Genomic DNA, 17,551 nt, shown 5'->3' on the forward strand with positions numbered 1-17,551 from the left:
CCTGGCGCCAGGCAATACGCAACAACTTCAGAAAAGGCCGCGCGGCTGGCGCGCGGCCTTTCCGGATAGGTTAGCGCGACGTTCGTATGGCCGGCATCTTGCTGATGGTCCTTGCGAAAATCCGCGAAGCCGAAGCATAGACGTGGGCAAGGATAACGCCGGTGATGATCGCCGCAATCAACGCCACCCAGGGCATTTCATGGCCAAAGATCTTGTTCACGAGGGATATCATCACTTCGTGGGTCAGATAGATGAACAGGGAACCGGCGGCGATTTCAGCGACCAGCACCTTGACCGGCGCGGGCACCGAGAATGCCTGAACGAAGAGGACGATGGCACAGCCACCCGCCACATATGCCGCAGCAGAGGTCGCGCCGAATTTCAGCAACACCGCCACCATAGCGATGATCAACGCAACCAGCTTTTCCTTCGGCTCTTTGGCGACGGCCAGAACCATGCCCAAAACAAAGGGCCAGGCATAATTCCACGGCGTCCGATGATAGTTGTAATCGCCATTCCAGAAATATTCGATCGCCTGAGCAAGCACGGTGACAGCAACAAGCAGGACAACCGCGCTGAGCATCGGTCGAGCCTTGAATGCATTCTGCACTCTGGTGAAGGAAAAGAAGATGGCCGCAAGCACCAGCAATTGCAGGTAGAATTCGGTGAAATACAGCAAGAAGCCTTTTAGCTCGTGCGGATCAAGATAGTTGGAGACCAGCAGCAGGGGTAAGAGCTCGAAGCGGTGGGTTGCAACCTGCAGAAAGGCCACCATCAGGATTGCGGGCACCGCCACGTATTTGATCGTACCCCACAGCGTTTTTACGCTGCCGGTGCGGATAATCTCGGGCAATTGGAAGCGGGCGAGCGAATAGCCGGCCAACAGAACCAGAAAATAAGCCGCGCCCCAGTTTGTGCTGTAAATGAACGCATTGGTGTGCAGCGCGACGATGCAGATCATGAAGAATGCGCGCGTCGCAGTTGCCGTTTCCAGTCGTCGCCAACTGCTCTGTTTGCCCGTGCCGATGGTTTGCTGCAGCTGGACCGCGCTTAGCCGTTCCCAACCGTCGGGCAGATGCCCAAAACGTTGTTCGTAAGCCAGCGAAAACTGGATGTAATGCAGCGAGTCGCCGCCCAGGGATTCGAATGAATCGTCAGGCTCGACCTTTTCACCGGGAAATTCGTGCCGGAACAGGGACAGGACGTCGCTGACGTCACCGGCAGGCTCGTCGTTCTTGTCAGACTGCACCGGCTGCTGCGAGGCGAATTGCTGCGCCAAAACGTTGCGTTGCACTTTGCCGCTGCCGGTGACGGGCATGGTATCGACCGACATGACGTGCAGCGCGCTGCCGGCCACGACGCCCATATCCTGCAAGGCAGCGACGGCAAGCGTCTTGACCCGCGCGATCGCGTCGGTGCCGGCTTGAACCGCCACCAGAACACCATCGCCGCGCTGTGCGTCGGGAACCTTTGCGACCGCGAGGTGCATGCCGGGTTCCAGTTCCGCGCGAATGCGCTGCTCCAGCTGATCCGGGGCTACCTTGATGCCGCCGCAATTGATTACGTCATCGGCACGACCATCAAAGAAAAGGTGGCCGTCCTGCATATGACCAAGGTCGCTGGTGTGCAGCCAACCATCGGCGTCCAGCAAGTCATGCAGCCCGTCGGCATCAACACGCGATTTCGCAACATGGGGCCCGCGAATGCGGATACGCTTGTCGTCGCCCAGCTGAATTTCGGTCTTTCCGACCGGCTGGCCAACGGATTGCAACAGATCCTCGGACACGCCCGAGACTTCCAGAAAGGTACTGCGCGACGCCTCGGTCAGGCCGTAATGCTGCACAATCAGCGCATTGGGGAACATCTGCCGGATGCGCAGCTTTTCGTCGGCGGTCATCGCCTGCGAGCCGATTTCCATCCAGCGAAGTTTCTTGCCTGCATCGCCGATGATACCCGGGGCATCCAGCAGGATACGCAGCAGTGTCGGCACGGCGGACAGCGCGTTGACCTGGCCTGCCGTCAGCATCCGCGCAAGTTCAAGCGGGTCGAAACCGCGCGGCGGCAGATAGGCGTGACCACCGACGGCGCTGATGGCCCGGTAACGGCCCATGCCAAAGCTGAAGGTCGCCGGCACGCCCACATATTCGCGGATATCGGCGGTCATCTGCATCTGGTCGATGATCCGTTCGGACGCATCGGCCATATTCGCATAAGTCAGCAAAATGCCCTTGGGCTTGCCCTCGGTCCCCGACGTATAGCTGACCTGCGCGGGCAGATCGTCATGGATCAATGGGTGTTTTGCCGTGAACCAGCCGGTCTTGTCGCCCGGATCGATGCAGCGGTCGACTGTGATACCCGACAGATTTCCAGCCTGCGCCTCATCGGCCACCATCACCAGGGGCCTGCGCGCCGCGTTAAGAGAAAAAACCTGCTCGATGAACCCGATAGAGTTCTTGCGGATCAGCGCGGTCGCTTCAAGTTTCTGAATGCTCATCTGTCCTTACATCGTCCTTCACTGGTGCAACACGGTTCCTGGCTTACATACGCTTGTCGTGACCGATCGGGACGGCTGAACGGTTCAGTTGAGGGACGACCCCGGCAATACGACAGAATTTGACGCTATGCTCTTACACAGTCTTTTTTGCAAGAATAACGCCGCGCAAGTTTTATGCGTCTTTATGCGGATTTTTAGGGAGCCACGAGAACTGCGTCAAGATTTCATTGATTTTTAAGGAAAATTATTAGCCTGATCTGAGGCGAGTACGCGCGCCCATCGACCTCAATGCTGAAACACCACAGCCAAAACTTTATTGATTCGAACTATAATCCAGTTTTTCCCGCAAAATGGCAAAGGAATCCGACCCAACCTAGCGCGGGTTTTGTCCATCGGTCAGCGGCCATGCGGTGGCCTTCACCGATATCGCCTTGCCGGCTAAAATCGGGCCATGCAAATAGTGGATCATCTCCCGTTCCGGGGTGATGCCTCAAGACACGTGGACCGGTGGCTACCTTCAATATCGCCGACAACTGACGTTCAGGCTGCTGTCGGTTTCTGCAAATCGTTCAAATCCAGGCCAAAGCTGGCCCTGTATCCAACGGGCAGCCTTTTCGGCGATCATCAATGTAGGCGAGTTGGTATTGCCGCTTACGATATCTGGCATGATGCTGGCATCCACGACCCGCAGTCCCTTGACCCCGCGCAGCCTCAGACGTGTGACGAAACCAGCGTATGGGTCGTCGTCTAACCCCAACTCGGCGGTTCCGACCGGGTGAAAGATGTTGTTGGCAATGTCGGCGGCCAGTTTCGCAAGTTCTTCGTCGGTTTGGAACTGGACACCGGGCTTCCATTCCTGTGGCTTATATTTCTTCATGGCGGTCTGGGCCATGATGTCGCGGACCTGCCGCAGGCTGTCCGCTGCCGGCAGGCGACCGCCCAGAAGAAACCAATTTCGAACGCACCGCCGCATGCTGAGGGAAACACTGTCGTGAGGATGACGTAAGCGCCTGCGCCGGCGATATCACCATCTGTATCATCAGAAACCTTCGCTGCTCATAGGTCGTCGCCACGGGTCAGACCCAAAAAACAGAGCGGGCAGCATCAAAATTGATTGCCGGAATTCTGGTATTCGTGTTCATGCCAACTCAGGTTTCCCGGCTCAATTGGCGCAAAAGACGGGCGAAAGCGCGGGTTGGCGCGGACGGCACCGCACCGGCGCGGGTCATGATCCCGACTGCACCAGAGGTCGGCGCCGTGTCGAGGTCGAGTTCGACAAGATGCCCCGCGGCGATGTCGCGCGCCACGACCCCGCGGCTGATGATCCAGACGGTGTTGCCATCCCCTTCCACCACGGCGCGACCAAAGGCAGCGGACGTCGACTCGATCCGATTGGAAAACAACGGAACGCCGTTGGAAATCAAAAGCCGGGCGACGATGGATCTTATTGCAGAATCCCTGGGAGGGTAGAGCACGCGAAAGGCTTCAAGCGCATCAAACGCCCTTACCGCCAGAGCCGCGCTGTCGGGGCGCGCGACGATGACAACCTCTTCGGAATACAGCGGCTCAAACCCCAGACCGGTCACAGTTTCGGGCCGCCCCAAGCGGCCTACGACAAGGTCGAGGCTGCCGCTCCTGAGCCGGGATATCAAATCGTGATGTGGGCCTTCATGGATTTCGAGCAAGGTATCGGGGTTGCTCGTCGTAAATGCCACGGATGTCTGCGGAATCAGATGTGCGACGACACTGGGCAAAGCGCCCACCTTCAGTTGTCCCGCAGCCCCATCGGTGGCGCGCAGGCTGCGCAGACCATGGCGCAGCGCCGCTGTGCTTTGTTCGGCAAATTGCAGAAAGACCTCGCCATCCGGGGTCAGCGCGACACCAGACCGGCTTCGTTCCATCAGCACGGTACCGAGAATGCCCTCCAGTTCTTTCAAGGTCTTCGAAATCGCGGGTTGCGTCAGGCTCAGTTGCTCCGCCGCCGATTTGAAACTGCGCGCGCGCGCAATCGCGCTAAAGGCGTCGAGGTGTCGAAACTTGATGCGGCGGTCCATATTCTTTCCAAAAATGGCAATTAAATAGAGCATCCTTCATTTTCAATGCTCATTTCAACATGAAATGGTGTGATGAACGCAAGTGAGAGGACGGCATGAAAACTCAGGTGGCGATCATTGGTGGCGGACCTTCTGGGCTTTTGCTCAGCCAACTTCTGCACACACGCGGGATCGACAGCGTTGTGTTGGAGCGCAAGACCAAGGACTATGTGCTTGGCCGTATCCGCGCCGGTGTTCTGGAACAGGGGCTGGTCAGGCTGATGGAGGAAGCCGGCTGCGCCGAGCGTCTGCATGCCGAGGGCTTTGCCCATGATGGAACGTTGATTTCGTTTGGCGACGAGACGTTCCGTATCGATTTCACCGAGCACACCGGCACACCTGTGGTGGTTTATGGTCAAACCGAGGTAACGCGCGATCTGTACGAAGCACGCGAAAAGGCGGGCGGCAAGATCGAATTCAATGTCGAGGACGTGGTCATCCAGGGCGCCGACAGCGATACGCCGCACGTCTATTATACGGTTGGGGGCGAGGCGCGCCGGCTCGACTGTGACTTCGTCGCTGGTTGCGACGGCTTTCACGGCGTCAGCCGCCAGACGATCCCCTTGGATGTCCGTCGCGAATACGAGAAGGTCTATCCGTTCGGCTGGCTCGGCGTCCTGTCCGAAACGCCGCCGGTTACGCATGAACTGATCTACGCCAACTCATCGCGGGGGTTTGCGCTGTGCTCGATGCGAAACGAAAGCCTCAGCCGCTACTACATCCAGTGCTCGCTCAGCGACAAACCCGAGGACTGGACCGACGAGGCGTTCTGGCAGGAATTCAAGCGCCGCATCCCCGCCGATCAGGCCGGGAAGCTTGTTACCGGACCGACAATCGAGAAATCCATCGCGCCGCTGCGATCCTTCGTCACCGAACCGATGCGTTGGGGGCGGCTGTTCCTGTGTGGCGACGCTGCACATATCGTCCCGCCAACCGGGGCCAAGGGACTGAACACGGCCGCGTCTGATGTTCATTACCTCTACAACGGTTTGTGCGACTTTTACGAAAACAACAGTGTTGCCGGTATCGACAGCTATTCCGAAAAGGCCCTGAAACGCGTCTGGAAAGCAGAGCGGTTCAGCTGGTGGTTCTCGTCGTTGATGCACCGCTATCCCGATCAGTCCGAGTTCGACCTCAAGATGCAGGCTGCCGAGATCGAATTCCTGCGGTCCAACAAGGCGGCACAGCAAGCGATGGCCGAAAACTATGTCGGCCTGCCCTACTGATCCGGAAACCGCTGCCGCATATGCCGCAATCCCGCGTCCGTTCCCGAAGGAGCATCCCGTTGTCCGAGCGTTTTGAACAGGGCATGACCACCTGCCGATTTGCCATTGGCGGCGACCAAGCGGCCCGGGCTGCGGTCGCGACGACCGAGATTGGCCAAATAACCATGGCCAAGGCTGCGGTCTTCCAACTGACCTCTAAGCTCGACCGCCAGAAAACGACCGAACTGACAAAAGAACCCAACTCCGGGGCGGCAGCGCGGCGCAAGACCGCGCCAAAGGACATCGCGTGGGATGACGCCTCCGCCTTGGAACGTTTCAACGGGTGCGACAATGTCTGACTTCATGGACCGCGCGCTCCCGCCGCGACGGTGGCTCTCACGGGTTACAGCGGAAACTTTGCGCCAAGATGCATTTGCCGGGTTCTCCAACGCCGCGATTGTCATCCCGCAAGGGGTCGCCTTCGCCACCATCGCCGGATTGCCGCCGGAAATGGGTTTGTATACGGCCATGATCACCGCCGCCATCGCCGCCTTCTGGGGCTCATCGATGGTGATGATCTCGGGGCCGACCACCGCGATTTCCGCTGTAATCTTCGCCACCTTGCAAGACCTCGCACCGCCGGGCACTGCACGCTTCGTCGAGTTGGCATTGATGATCACGATCCTTGTGGGGTTGATCCAGCTGGCAGCAGGGCTTGCCCGGCTTGGGGGATTGGTGTCCTTCGTTTCGCATTCGGTGATGACCGCCTTCACCGCCGCCGCCGCAGTTCTGATCGCGACATCGCAATTGCCCGGCGCATTCGGTGTGCCTGTGGAGAGTGGCGGCAATGTGCTGGAACGTCTGCGCCGATTGGTCGAAAGCCTGCCCGAGACTTCGGCGCTGTCGCTGTCCATCGCGGCGGTCACTCTGGGCAGTTTGCTTATATGTCAGCGCTTCGCCCGGCGATTGCCCGGATTTCTGATCGCACTGATCATCGGTTCGGTGCTTTGTCATCTGCTTGGCGGGGCTGCAAACGGCGTTGCTATGGTGGGCGAGATATCCGCGGCGTTTCCGGTCTTCGCACCGCCCACCGGGGTTATTGGCGATATCGGTGCACTCACTCCGGGTGCCATGGCCATCGCACTTGTCGGTTTGCTGGAAGCAATCTCCATCGGCCGTGCTTTCGCCGTACGGCGCAAGGAAAAATTTGACGCCAACCAAGAAATGATCGGGCAAGGCTTGTCGAACGCCGTCGGCGGGTTCTTTCAATGCTATGCGGGCTCTGGGTCGTTCACACGCAGCGGCGTCAACGCCGAGGCCGGGGCCAGAACACCGATCGCCGGCATCCTGTCGAGCCTGTTTCTGGCCGTCATGCTTCTTATGTTCTCCGATCTCATCCGGTTCATCCCGGTGCCCGCAATGGCGGGGCTGATCCTCTACGTCGCCTGGCGTCTGATTGATTTCCGCGAATTGCGCCGCGTGGTCGGCTCCAGCCGCTCCGAGACGGTCATTCTCGCGCTGACGCTGCTGGCGGGCCTTCTGGTCGAACTGGATTTCGCGATTTACGTCGGCGTCATCGCCTCCTTCGCGGTCTTCATCTATCAAAGCTCGCACCCGTCAATCCGGGTAAGCGCACCAGTGATCAGCGCGACCGGCCGGCGCAAATTCCGCAATGCTGACCTGCACGGCATTCCCGAATGCCCCCAGATCGTCACGATCCGCATCGACGGTCCGCTGTATTTCGGCTCGGTCGAACATGTCGAGCGTGAGTTCGAAACGATGCGCCGCCAGCGCCCCGGACAGAGACATGTGCTGTTTTATCTCAAGGGGGTGGGCAAGATCGATCTCGCCGGCGCGGACTTCCTGATCGATGCCATCAGGCAGATCCGGGCCGAAGGTGGCACCTTTCATATCATCGCACTCTTCCCGCCACTTCTTGACAGCCTGCGGCGTTTTCACGTACTTGAAGAAATCGGCGAGGATCATCTGCATATCTCCAAAGGCGATGCCCTCGCCGCTGCGATCCCGCACATCGACTATGGAATCTGCGCCACCTGCACAAAACGGGTCTTTCTGGAATGTTCGGATTTGCCGGGCGCCTCGACGACAACAGGCCAAGGAGATGAAGCGGCTTACAAGCAAAACGGGTCCCGTTGAAAACGATACCTATCCACCGCGTCATCGACGACCATCTTCATATTGTCATTGGCGACACGGAATAGAGCCGGCAGCCAGACTTTCTCATCCCGGAGAGGAACACCACTGTCGACCGATCAGCAACCCGCCCTGCTGAAATTGCGCCGGGTCACCCTGTCGGATAGCGGTCGCCCGCTTGAACGCGTGCAAGCTGATTATCGAAGCGATATCTTCGGCGTTTCGATATCGCTGACGCGCAGAACCTTGGCACTGGGCGACTTGATCCCTTTGTGGGGCGGAGTTGCGAGCCTCCAGCTTCGGAATTCTGATCTTTCGCCAGTCATCGCCCTCGCTGCTACCGTCCCATTTTGTCGGTTCATCTGACCTTTTGCCGTTCGGCTACGCCTCGATCGGATTTCCAAATCGGTGCTTGAATTGAAGGCCCGGCCGTTTGGTTGCGGCAAGGTTATCTGCGCACAACCGCGGTAGTACTGCGACAATCAACCGCAGCGTGATCGGTGCCAAATGGCATGCAACATCCTTGAATTGGTATTTCAAATGCCATTTAATCTTTCCCAACAGGTTTTTCACTTGTGTGGAAAGCCGGCATGCAAATGACCAGCTTAATCGAATTTGGCTTGCAAGCGATAATGCGATTGGCATCTGAGCCAGAAACATCACGGCCAGCGGCCGATATTGCCAATGAATTTGGCATATCGCGCGACCATCTGGCCAAGGGAATGGCGCCGTTGTCGCGAGCCGGACTGATCGTGACCCGGCGCGGCGGCAGAGAGGATGCCATCTTGGCGAAACCGGCCAACAAAATCTCATCTGGCGCAATCTTTCGCGCGCTGCACTCCGAACAGCCGTTGATCGAGTGTTTCCGCCAGGATGGCGGCAGATGGACCCTGCCTGGCAGATCTTTGCTCAGGTTTCCACGGGCTGCGGCCAGCCCGGCCTTTGTCGCCACGCAGGAAGAATCTTATCGCGCTGAGGCCGCAGGCCTTCGCCCTGGGGTTCGACCATGAATTCCGAGGATCAAACCGCATCCGCCCCTGTCGGCGCAGCGCAACAGGCTGGGAAAAAGCGGCTTGGTTCTGCCCTGCAGCGCGGCCATGCGCGCCATAGCGTCATCCGCGCGCCCGATGGCCGGGGGCTGTGCGTCCTGTCGGTGCCTGGGATTCGCTGTGGTGGTTGTGTCGCCTCGATTGAACGGGCGCTGAACGGGCGCGCGGATGTGATCTCGGCGCGGGCCAATCTGACGCTGAAACAGGTGCGGCTGTTGTTGCCGGATGATGGCGCAGATCCGGCCTCGATCGTGGATGCGCTGGCGGAACTGGGATTCGACGCCATGCCCGCCGAGACGTCAGATCCTGCCGTTGATCCCGAGGGCGGGCGGCTGTTGCGCGCCACCGCCGTCGCCGGTTTCGGTGCGATGAACATCATGCTGCTATCCGTCGGCGTTTGGGCCGGCGCGCAGGGGGAAACCCGCAATACCCTGCATCTGGTGTCAGCGCTGATCGCATTGCCCGTTATCGCCTATGCCGGCCAGCCGTTCTTCCGCTCGGCAATGGGTGCGCTGAAGGCGCGGCGTCTGAATATGGATGTACCGATCACGTTGGGGGTCTTGTTGGCCACCGCGCTGAGCCTGTTCGAGTTGTTCCAGGGCGGCCATCACGTGTTTTTCGACGCCGCCGTGACCCTGCTGTTTTTCCTGCTGGGCGGGCGCTATCTTGATCACATGATGCGGCAGCGCGCCCGCAGCGCCGTGTCGGGTTTGGCACGTCTGTCGCCAAAGGGCGCGATGCGGCGCGATGCCGATGGCGGCCTGCAATTCACGGCGCTTCAGGCGATTGCGCCCGGCGACATCATCGTCGTGTCGCCGAATGAATATGTGCCGGTCGATCTGAAAATCACCCATGGCACGACCGATCTGGACCGTTCTCTGATCACGGGCGAGGCGATGCCGGTTGTGTCCGGACCCGGCGATCTGCTAGAGGCCGGGACCCTGAACCTGACCGGCCAGATCGAGGCCGTGGCGCAGCGCAGTGCCGACGAATCCTTCCTCGCCCAGATGATCCGCATGCAATCGGCGGCGGAACAGGGTCGCGGCACCTATGTGCGCGTCGCCGACCGGGCCGCGCGCCTCTATGCGCCGGTGGTGCATCTGGCGGCATTGGCTACCTTTCTGGGCTGGCTCGCCGCAACGGGTGGCGATTGGCAGCGCTCGGCCTTTATTGCCATCAGCGTGTTGATCATCACCTGCCCCTGTGCGCTTGGGCTGGCCGTTCCGGTGGCGCATGTCGTCGCGGCAGGGCGGATGATGGGGCAAGGTGTGCTGATGAAAGACGGCGCGGCCCTGGAACGTCTGGCCGAGATCGACCGCGCCGTTTTTGACAAGACCGGCACCCTGACCACGGGACGCCCGAAACTGGCGTCAGTGCCCGGCGACGCGCCGACACTGGCTGCAGCGCGCGCGCTGGCCGCCCATTCGGGACACCCCGCGGCGTGGGCGATTGCACAGGGGGGCACGACGAGTGGCCCGGCTGTCACGACGGTCGATGAATTCCCCGGACTGGGCGTGTCAGGCATGGTTGATGGGCGCGCCGCACGCTTGGGGCGCAGCGATTGGGTTGCCGGGATCGCATCCACTGCCCCGGCCAGCGATGACCCCACCTTTGCCTTTGACGGCGGCACGCCGATGGCCTTTCCGCTGACCGAAACCCTGCGCCCCGGGGCGGCAAATGCCGTTCAGGCGCTGATGTCCGAAGGGCTGACGCTGTCGATGCTGTCGGGCGACAATCAGGCCCGCGTGACCCGCGTCGCCAGCGATCTGGGCATCTCCGACGCCCATCACGGCATGACACCCGAGGGCAAGATCGCCTTTCTGCAAGACCAGCACGATCAGGGGCACCGCGCCCTGATGGTTGGCGACGGGCTGAACGATGCGGCGGCGCTGGCTGCGGCGCATGTGTCGATGGCCCCTGCCAGTGCCTCGGATGCGGGGCGAATGGCCGCCGATTTCATCTTTTTGCGCGAGGGGCTGGACGCGGTGCCGATGGCATTCCGGCTGGCACAGCGCACCGCGCGTGTCGTGCGCCAGAATTTTGCGCTGGCGATCCTCTATAACTGCATAGCCATACCCCTTGCGGTCTTGGGCTTTGTCACGCCGCTGATTGCCGCGCTGGCAATGTCGATTTCCTCGGTCGTCGTGATCGGCAATTCGCTGCGGCTGAACCGCACGGACAAACGCCAGTCGCGCCACGCCGCGCGGACCGTGCAGCAACAGGTGCCGGCATGAATGTGTTGAGCTTTTTGATCCCCATTACCCTGATCATGGGCGTCGTCGGCCTGATGGCGTTCTTCTGGAGCCTTCGATCAGGCCAATACGACGACCTCAGCGGCGATGCCGAGCGCATCCTGTTTGACGGTGACGACAAACCCCTGCCCACCACGCCACGGACGGACCACAAGGAGCAACGGTCATGATCATGAAACTGACAGGCGCAGAACGACAAACTGCGCTGATCCTCTGCATCGCGGTCACTTTGGTCGGGCTTGTCATGGCGGCTGCCGGTCAGGGCGATCTGATGGGCATGCAAGGTTGGGTCGTGCTGGCCTATGGCGGCGCGCTGACCCTGCTGCTGATGCCCTATATCGACGCGGGCGAGCCAGCCAAAGAGGATCGCGAGGCCAGCTATTACGATGATCCGACCAAGGCCGGCATCATCATTGCCATGTTCTGGGCGGTTATCGCCATGGGCATGGGGGTCTGGGTCGCGGCCATGCTGGCATGGCCCGAGTTGCGCTTTGATGGTGCCTGGTCCAGCTTTGGCCGGTTGCGGCCCGTGCATACGTCGGGCGTGATCTTCGGCTTTGGCGGCAATGCGCTGATCGCCACATCGTTTCATGTGATGCAGCGCACCAGCCGGGCGCGGATGCCAAGCCAGCTGACGCCGTGGTTCGTGCTGCTGGGCTATAATCTGTTCTGTATCGTGGCGGCCAGCGGCTATGTCATGGGCGTCACCCAGTCCAAGGAATATGCCGAGCCCGAATGGTATGCCGATATCTGGCTGGTGGTGGTCTGGGTCAGCTATTTCGCACTTTACCTACGCACGCTGGCCCGCCGGAAAGAGCCGCATATCTACGTTGCCAACTGGTACTATCTGGCCTTCATTCTGGTCGTAGCGATGCTGCATATCGTCAACAACCTTGCGGTGCCGGCCAGTTGGACGGGTGCGAAAAGCTATTCCGCCTTTTCCGGGGTGCAGGATGCCATGACGCAATGGTGGTATGGCCATAACGCGGTGGCCTTCTTCCTGACCTCGGGCTTTCTGGGCATGCTGTATTACTTCCTGCCCAAGCGCGCCGAACGGCCGATCTATTCCTACCGGCTGTCGATCCTGTCCTTCTGGGGGATCACCTTCTTCTATATGTGGGCGGGCTCGCACCACCTGCATTACACCGCCCTGCCCCATTGGGTGCAGACGCTTGGGATGACCTTCTCGATCATGCTGCTGGTGCCGTCCTGGGCATCCGCGGGGAACGCGCTGATGACCCTGAACGGCGCGTGGCACAAGGTCCGCGATGACGCCACGCTGCGCTTCATGATGGTGGCGGCCGTCTTCTATGGCCTGTCCACCTTCGAGGGCTCGTTCATGGCGATCCGCCCGGTCAACAGCCTGTCGCATTACACCGACTGGACCATTGGTCACGTGCATGCAGGCGCGATGGGATGGGTGGCGCTGATCACCTTTGGCTCGATCTATGCGGTCGTGCCGCTGCTGTGGCAGCGCAAGGGCATGTACTCCTGGAAGGCCGTCGAATGGCATTTCTGGTTGGCCCTGTCCGGCACCGTTATCTATGTCTTTGCGATGTGGAACAGCGGCGTCATTCAGGGGCTGATGTGGCGCACCTATACCGAGGCCGGCACGCTTCGCTATGCCTTCCTCGACAGCATGACGGCGATGCATCCCTACTACGTCGCCCGTACGATCGGCGGTCTGCTGTTCCTGATCGGTGCCTGCATCGGGCTGTGGAACGTGCTGATGACCGTCCGCCACGCACCGGCGCAAGCGACCGAGCGCGATCACCCATCCTTGCCCGAGACAAACGAGCCGGCACTGCCGGCCGCGGAGTAGCGCCATGCTGGACAAACTGCTGAAACCCTTCAAGCGCGCCTTCGATTTTCAGGCACGCACCCATTACAAGACGGAACGCCATTCCATGGCGCTGACCATCGGCATCATCGCCGTGGCCAGCGTCGGCGGGATGGTCGAAATCGCACCGCTGTTCACCATCGACGACACGGTCGAAACAGCCGAGGATATGCGCCTTTATACCCCGCTAGAGCAGGCCGGGCGCGACATCTATATCCGCGAGGGCTGCTATGCCTGCCACAGCCAGATGATCCGCACCCTGCGGGACGAGGTCGAACGCTACGGCCCCTATTCGCTGGCCGCAGAAAGCCAGTATGATCATCCGATGCTATGGGGCTCGAAACGGACCGGCCCCGATCTGGCGCGGTTGGGTGGCAAATATTCGGACGACTGGCAGACGCGACACCTGATCGATCCGCGCGCCGTGGTGCCGGAATCGATCATGCCCAGCTATGCCTTCCTGCAAACGGATGTGCTGGAAACCGCCAGCCTGCCAGACCGGCTGGCCGCGCTGCGGGTGGTGGGCGTGCCCTATACCGACGAACAGATCGCCAATGCCAGCGCCGATGCCGCCGCGCAGACGCTGCCTGACAGCGATGGCGCGGGCGGGGTCAGCGAGCGCTATGGCGAAGCGACCAATATCAGGGCCTTCGACGGCAATCCCGGTCTGGTGACGGAAATGGATGCGCTTGTCGCCTATTTGCAGATCCTCGGTCGGCTGACCGATCTGCCCCACCAAATCGAACCGGAAGCAGAGGAATAGCAGATGCAGATCACGCATGATTTTCTGGTCGGTTTCGCAAAGTCCGCCGGGCTTTTCTATATGATGGCGATCTTCATCGGCGCCGGGATCTACGCCTATTGGCCGTCCCTGGGTGGCCGCTTTGACCGCGCCGCAAACAGCATTCTGGATGATGAGGACGGGCCATGTCAGTAAAGGAACGCGACCCGCTGACCGGGCACCAGACAACCGGGCACGAATGGAACGGGATCACCGAACTGAACACTCCGGTGCCGCAGGTGATCTGGATCTCGATTGCGGTCACGACGATCGTGTCGTTCGTCATGTGGATCTTGCTGCCGACATGGCCGCTGGTGTCGACCTATACCAAAGGCATCCTGGGCGTGAATCAGCGCGCAGAGGTCGAAGCCGCCGTGATCGAGGCCAACCAAGAGCGGTCTGATTGGGCCACGCAGATCAACGACCTGCCGACCGACCAGATCCTGGCCGACCCCGATCTGGCGATGCGGGTGCGCAACACCGGGCATCAACTGTTCGGCGACAATTGCGCGGCCTGTCACGGCACGGATGCAGGCGGCGGGCCGGGCTTTCCCAGCCTGACCGACAGTGCATGGCTGTGGGGCGGCGATCATGATGCGATCATGGAAACCCTGCGCGTCGGCATCAGCAGCGACCATCCCGATACCCGCTTTGCCCAGATGCTGGCCTTTGGCCGCGACGGCATCCTGTCGCGAGACGAGGTTCGCGCCGTCGCCGCCTATGTCCGCAGCCTGTCAGGCGCAAGCGCCCCCGCCGCGCAGCTGGAAGAGGGCGAAATCCTGTTCGCTGACAATTGCTCCAGCTGTCATGCCGAGGATGGCACCGGCGACATCACGCAAGGCGCACCGAACCTGACCGATGATTTCTGGATCTATGGCGGCAGCAGCGCGGCCCTGTTCCAGACCATCTATGGTGGCCGCCAAGGCTGGATGCCCGCATGGGAAACACGCCTGACAGAAACGGAACGCAAGATCCTGGCCGTTTATGTGCAGGATCTGGGCCTCAAGGCGGCAGAAGGGGGGGCAGAATGACCCATCTGCTTCAAGCCGCCTATTGGACCGGCCCGCGCTGTGCCGCTGTGGCGCTTGCGGTGCTGATCGTTGCCATCTTTATCGGCGCGAACATCCATCTGATCTCGGTCGCCTTTTCGTCGCGGCCCGACTGCGCCCTGCAACCCCAAATGGAAGGCGTCGCGGCCATGCGCGCGGCGAAACCCTCATGCTAAGCGACAGAAACGGACCTCCGCCGCCGGATGAAAACGATGACCACGACCTGATCCCCGAACTGGTTCCACCGCTGCCGGTCGAGAACCAGATGGCCCGCAACCTGCCGTGGCGCACGGCGCTTGGCTGGCTGAAACAGGGATGGTCGGACATGTGGACCAACCCGATCCCCAGCCTGATCTATGGCATCGGGGTGTTTCTGGTCTCGGTCTTCGTGGTCTGGCTGCTGCTTCGGTTCCAGATGGATTACGCGCTGTTCCCCGCGCTGGCCGGCTTTCTGGTGATCGGCCCGCTGGTCGCCAACGGGCTGTATATCAAAAGCCGCGATCTCGAAGACGGCAAGAACGCGACCCTTGGTCAGATGCTGTTCGTCAAGCCGCGCTCGCTGGTGTCGACCTTCTTCATGGGGGTGATCCTGCTGATGCTGTTCCTGCTGTGGAACCGCGCCGCCGTGCTGCTATGGGCGCTGTTCTTTGGTGTTCAGCCCTTCCCCGGCATGGACGAGATCGTCTGGACCCTGTTCACCACCCCCACCGGCCTGTCCCTGCTGCTGGTCGGCGGCGCGGTCGGTGCGCTGTTCGCGGCGTTTTCCTTTGCCATCAGCGTCTTTGCCGCGCCAATGCTGCTGGAAGAACGGACCGACGCGCTGTCAGCCCTTGGGATCAGCATGGCGATGGTCTGGAACAACCGGCCGGTGATGATCGCCTGGGGCGCGATCGTGCTGGCGCTGTTCGTCTTTTCAATCGTCACGGCACTGTTCGGTCTGATCGTCGTTTTCCCGCTGTTGGGTCACGGCACATGGCACGCTTACCGCGCCATTCGATCCACGGACGCAGTACAGACAGAGGACCAGCGCATGTTCATCAGTCCAATGTAGCGCGCTGCCAACAGAGACCGAGCATTGGGCACTAATTGCTCGCAACTGGCTGGCCCGGTCATGTCTTCAGCGGACATCAAGAACCTGTTGAAGCGTGCCAGCCATTGTGATTTTGCTTTGCCGAACCTTGGGCTCAGATGTCTCGCAGATAGGCCCAAGATACATACCCGCTGAGACCGCTTGCGCCCCTCATGCTCGCTTTGCACCACCGGGTCGCGCCTGTCTGTTCACAACTGTGAACGCGCAAGATCGTGCCATTTGGAAGACCGGCGACCACGCGCGTATCGGTTCCCGGGCCCGCGCGCAATTTCAACATATCGTCAGTTTCAACACCAACCACTTGGTATAATTTACCCGTTCCTGCCACTGGAGCAACGCAACCGGCAAGACCTCCAAAAGCGACCGCCGTTACCACGGCAAGTAAGGTTCTTTTCATCATATTGTCCTGATTTCTGCCTCACCCCGATTTTTCGCAGCTTCGTCCTCCGCTGGCAACAAAGGAGTTAGCTGACGGTCAATAGCCGCCTCGGAGCGCGCCGCCATGCAGCATCCAGAGATGACATGGCCAAACGAAGAATTGTCGCGGCAGGTGTGGCCACTATCAGCTGGCGGGCAGAGCCAGACTTGGCGTTCGCGGACATCGTTGGCGTAGAAGCCTCATTCCGCGAGCATCATCTCGTTGGGATGGCCCCGTAAGTGGAAGCTTCTTCTAGGCCTGCGCGCCAATCGAATCGCAGGCTGACGGGGTGGGCCAGCAATCCTATCGGCAGCGTTTCGAAAGTGGTTCTCAGAGCAACGCTACCTCCGTGATGGGCTACAACCGGGTCGTACATTCCAATTTCAAGGAGAAGCAATCGATCATCGAAAGAGGCGTCTGCGTTCTCGACATAGCGATCGACGTTCCGTTTCGCGACATATTCGTTAGGCCAAGACACTCTTGTGCTACGTTCAGGACACATTGCCAGAGGATGACCGTGGCGGCGAGAGCGATGGCGGAGAGGAAGACCTTTGGTGAGTCGCTCAGCAATGCGCGAACCCCGATATAATCACTGGCTTGGCCAGCTGTGACGAATAGTTTGATAGGGTGGCCCTGATTGTCACACACGGCTTGCAGCTTGTTGATCATGCCGCCCTTTGTCTTCCCGATCAGGCGGCCCCGCCCCCTTTTTTCGCCCTAACTGGTCACGGTGCGGTGCGCCTTGAGAAAGGTCGCATCAATCATCACGATCTTCTTCTCGCCGTGCTCGGCAGGCAAACCCACCGTCATCTCCGCAAAAATGCCCTTGACCCTCGACGTTCTCCATCGGTCGTTGAGCGTCTTGTTCGGGCCGTACTTCTTCGGCGCATCGCACTAGCTGAACCCGTTGCAGTTGATGAAAATAATCCCGCTCAGAACTTGCCTGTCATCAACGCGTGGCTCGCCATGAGACTTCGGGAAGAAGGGTTCAAGACGCGTCATTTGCGTGTCGCTTAGCCAGTGGCGATCAGACATGCCACAGCTGACTATGTAAACCTGAATAACGCTGTCGGGAGGAAACCAATAGGTCCTGAGCCTCAATTGTTGACAAACGACGACTGCAGAA

Annotated in this window: 15 protein-coding genes and 2 pseudogenes; 12 read left to right on the top strand and 5 right to left on the bottom strand. The window is 60.2% G+C overall.

Going from position 1 to position 17,551, the window contains the following annotated elements:
* Positions 1 to 70 precede the first annotated feature (70 nt).
* From CUV01_RS04070 to pcaQ, 3 genes and pseudogenes are all read right to left on the bottom strand, one after another.
* Positions 71 to 2,494 (bottom strand): AMP-binding protein, encoded by a 2,424-nt coding sequence (locus tag CUV01_RS04070; RefSeq protein WP_101459344.1) that lies wholly within the window; start codon positions 2,492 to 2,494, stop codon positions 71 to 73.
* 595 nt (positions 2,495 to 3,089) lie between these two features.
* Positions 3,090 to 3,428 (bottom strand): annotated as a pseudogene (locus tag CUV01_RS04075) (GMC oxidoreductase); the annotation flags it as partial.
* Between the two features lie 214 nt (positions 3,429 to 3,642).
* Entirely contained in the window at positions 3,643 to 4,581 is a 939-nt protein-coding gene (gene pcaQ, locus CUV01_RS04080; protein ID WP_232962505.1) for a pca operon transcription factor PcaQ, read from the bottom strand.
* A gap of 62 nt (positions 4,582 to 4,643) precedes the next feature.
* Between pcaQ and pobA the strand changes: the two genes are divergently transcribed.
* From pobA to CUV01_RS04145, 12 genes are all read left to right on the top strand, one after another.
* Positions 4,644 to 5,813 (top strand): 4-hydroxybenzoate 3-monooxygenase, encoded by a 1,170-nt coding sequence (gene pobA / locus CUV01_RS04085; RefSeq protein WP_101459346.1) that lies wholly within the window; start codon positions 4,644 to 4,646, stop codon positions 5,811 to 5,813.
* Between the two features lie 59 nt (positions 5,814 to 5,872).
* Positions 5,873 to 6,151, top strand: coding sequence for a hypothetical protein (locus CUV01_RS04090; protein WP_101459347.1), 279 nt, complete (start codon positions 5,873 to 5,875; stop codon positions 6,149 to 6,151).
* Positions 6,144 to 7,949 (top strand): SulP family inorganic anion transporter, encoded by a 1,806-nt coding sequence (locus CUV01_RS04095; RefSeq protein ID WP_232962506.1) that lies wholly within the window; start codon positions 6,144 to 6,146, stop codon positions 7,947 to 7,949. Before CUV01_RS04090 ends, CUV01_RS04095 begins: the two co-directional genes overlap by 8 nt.
* Positions 7,950 to 8,578: 629 nt before the next feature.
* On the top strand, positions 8,579 to 8,956 hold the full coding sequence (locus tag CUV01_RS04105; protein WP_232962682.1) for an Rrf2 family transcriptional regulator: 378 nt from the start codon (positions 8,579 to 8,581) through the stop codon (positions 8,954 to 8,956).
* On the top strand, positions 8,953 to 11,229 hold the full coding sequence (locus CUV01_RS04110; protein ID WP_101459350.1) for a heavy metal translocating P-type ATPase: 2,277 nt from the start codon (positions 8,953 to 8,955) through the stop codon (positions 11,227 to 11,229). The genes CUV01_RS04105 and CUV01_RS04110 overlap by 4 nt, the downstream gene beginning before the upstream one ends.
* Positions 11,226 to 11,417 carry a cbb3-type cytochrome oxidase assembly protein CcoS gene (gene ccoS / locus CUV01_RS04115; RefSeq protein WP_101459351.1) on the top strand — a complete coding sequence of 64 codons (192 nt, stop codon included), beginning with the start codon at positions 11,226 to 11,228 and terminating at the stop codon, positions 11,415 to 11,417. The genes CUV01_RS04110 and ccoS overlap by 4 nt, the downstream gene beginning before the upstream one ends.
* The gene (gene ccoN, locus CUV01_RS04120; RefSeq protein WP_101459352.1) at positions 11,414 to 13,069 is read left to right on the top strand and encodes a cytochrome-c oxidase, cbb3-type subunit I; all 1,656 of its coding nucleotides are present in this window, start codon (positions 11,414 to 11,416) and stop codon (positions 13,067 to 13,069) included. The genes ccoS and ccoN overlap by 4 nt, the downstream gene beginning before the upstream one ends.
* Before the next feature lie 4 nt (positions 13,070 to 13,073).
* Positions 13,074 to 13,850 carry a cytochrome-c oxidase, cbb3-type subunit II gene (gene ccoO / locus CUV01_RS04125; RefSeq protein WP_101459353.1) on the top strand — a complete coding sequence of 259 codons (777 nt, stop codon included), beginning with the start codon at positions 13,074 to 13,076 and terminating at the stop codon, positions 13,848 to 13,850.
* A gap of 3 nt (positions 13,851 to 13,853) precedes the next feature.
* The gene (locus CUV01_RS04130; RefSeq protein WP_101459354.1) at positions 13,854 to 14,024 is read left to right on the top strand and encodes a cbb3-type cytochrome c oxidase subunit 3; all 171 of its coding nucleotides are present in this window, start codon (positions 13,854 to 13,856) and stop codon (positions 14,022 to 14,024) included.
* Positions 14,015 to 14,899: a cytochrome-c oxidase, cbb3-type subunit III gene (gene ccoP, locus CUV01_RS04135; RefSeq protein ID WP_101459355.1), complete on the top strand. Its 885-nt coding sequence runs from the start codon at positions 14,015 to 14,017 to the stop codon at positions 14,897 to 14,899. The genes CUV01_RS04130 and ccoP overlap by 10 nt, the downstream gene beginning before the upstream one ends.
* On the top strand, positions 14,896 to 15,093 hold the full coding sequence (locus CUV01_RS04140; protein ID WP_101459356.1) for a hypothetical protein: 198 nt from the start codon (positions 14,896 to 14,898) through the stop codon (positions 15,091 to 15,093). The genes ccoP and CUV01_RS04140 overlap by 4 nt, the downstream gene beginning before the upstream one ends.
* Positions 15,087 to 15,968, top strand: a complete 882-nt coding sequence (locus CUV01_RS04145) for a DUF2189 domain-containing protein (protein ID WP_101459357.1) — start codon at positions 15,087 to 15,089, stop codon at positions 15,966 to 15,968. The genes CUV01_RS04140 and CUV01_RS04145 overlap by 7 nt, the downstream gene beginning before the upstream one ends.
* 133 nt (positions 15,969 to 16,101) lie before the next feature.
* On the opposite strand, the gene CUV01_RS04150 is transcribed toward CUV01_RS04145, so the two are convergent.
* Together CUV01_RS04150 and CUV01_RS04155 are read right to left on the bottom strand one after the other, a co-directional pair.
* Positions 16,102 to 16,407 (bottom strand): SH3 domain-containing protein, encoded by a 306-nt coding sequence (locus CUV01_RS04150; RefSeq protein WP_338418336.1) that lies wholly within the window; start codon positions 16,405 to 16,407, stop codon positions 16,102 to 16,104.
* Positions 16,408 to 16,974: 567 nt separating this feature from the next.
* Positions 16,975 to 17,460 (bottom strand): annotated as a pseudogene (locus CUV01_RS04155) (IS5 family transposase); the annotation flags it as partial.
* Positions 17,461 to 17,551: the final 91 nt, after the last annotated feature.

The sequence above is a fragment of the Paracoccus tegillarcae genome (assembly GCF_002847305.1).
In the GTDB taxonomy this organism is placed as follows: domain Bacteria; phylum Pseudomonadota; class Alphaproteobacteria; order Rhodobacterales; family Rhodobacteraceae; genus Paracoccus; species Paracoccus tegillarcae.

Coding starts and splice junctions, on each gene's coding strand:
- CUV01_RS04070 (WP_101459344.1), bottom strand. CDS start 2,494: ATGAGCATTCAGAAACTTGAAGCGACCGCGCTGATCCGCAAGAACTCT.
- pcaQ (WP_232962505.1), bottom strand. CDS start 4,581: ATGCTCTATTTAATTGCCATTTTTGGAAAGAATATGGACCGCCGCATC.
- pobA (WP_101459346.1), top strand. CDS start 4,644: ATGAAAACTCAGGTGGCGATCATTGGTGGCGGACCTTCTGGGCTTTTG.
- CUV01_RS04095 (WP_232962506.1), top strand. CDS start 6,144: ATGTCTGACTTCATGGACCGCGCGCTCCCGCCGCGACGGTGGCTCTCA.
- CUV01_RS04105 (WP_232962682.1), top strand. CDS start 8,579: ATGCGATTGGCATCTGAGCCAGAAACATCACGGCCAGCGGCCGATATT.
- CUV01_RS04110 (WP_101459350.1), top strand. CDS start 8,953: ATGAATTCCGAGGATCAAACCGCATCCGCCCCTGTCGGCGCAGCGCAA.
- ccoS (WP_101459351.1), top strand. CDS start 11,226: ATGAATGTGTTGAGCTTTTTGATCCCCATTACCCTGATCATGGGCGTC.
- ccoN (WP_101459352.1), top strand. CDS start 11,414: ATGATCATGAAACTGACAGGCGCAGAACGACAAACTGCGCTGATCCTC.
- ccoO (WP_101459353.1), top strand. CDS start 13,074: ATGCTGGACAAACTGCTGAAACCCTTCAAGCGCGCCTTCGATTTTCAG.
- CUV01_RS04130 (WP_101459354.1), top strand. CDS start 13,854: ATGCAGATCACGCATGATTTTCTGGTCGGTTTCGCAAAGTCCGCCGGG.
- ccoP (WP_101459355.1), top strand. CDS start 14,015: ATGTCAGTAAAGGAACGCGACCCGCTGACCGGGCACCAGACAACCGGG.
- CUV01_RS04140 (WP_101459356.1), top strand. CDS start 14,896: ATGACCCATCTGCTTCAAGCCGCCTATTGGACCGGCCCGCGCTGTGCC.
- CUV01_RS04145 (WP_101459357.1), top strand. CDS start 15,087: ATGCTAAGCGACAGAAACGGACCTCCGCCGCCGGATGAAAACGATGAC.
- CUV01_RS04150 (WP_338418336.1), bottom strand. CDS start 16,407: ATGATGAAAAGAACCTTACTTGCCGTGGTAACGGCGGTCGCTTTTGGA.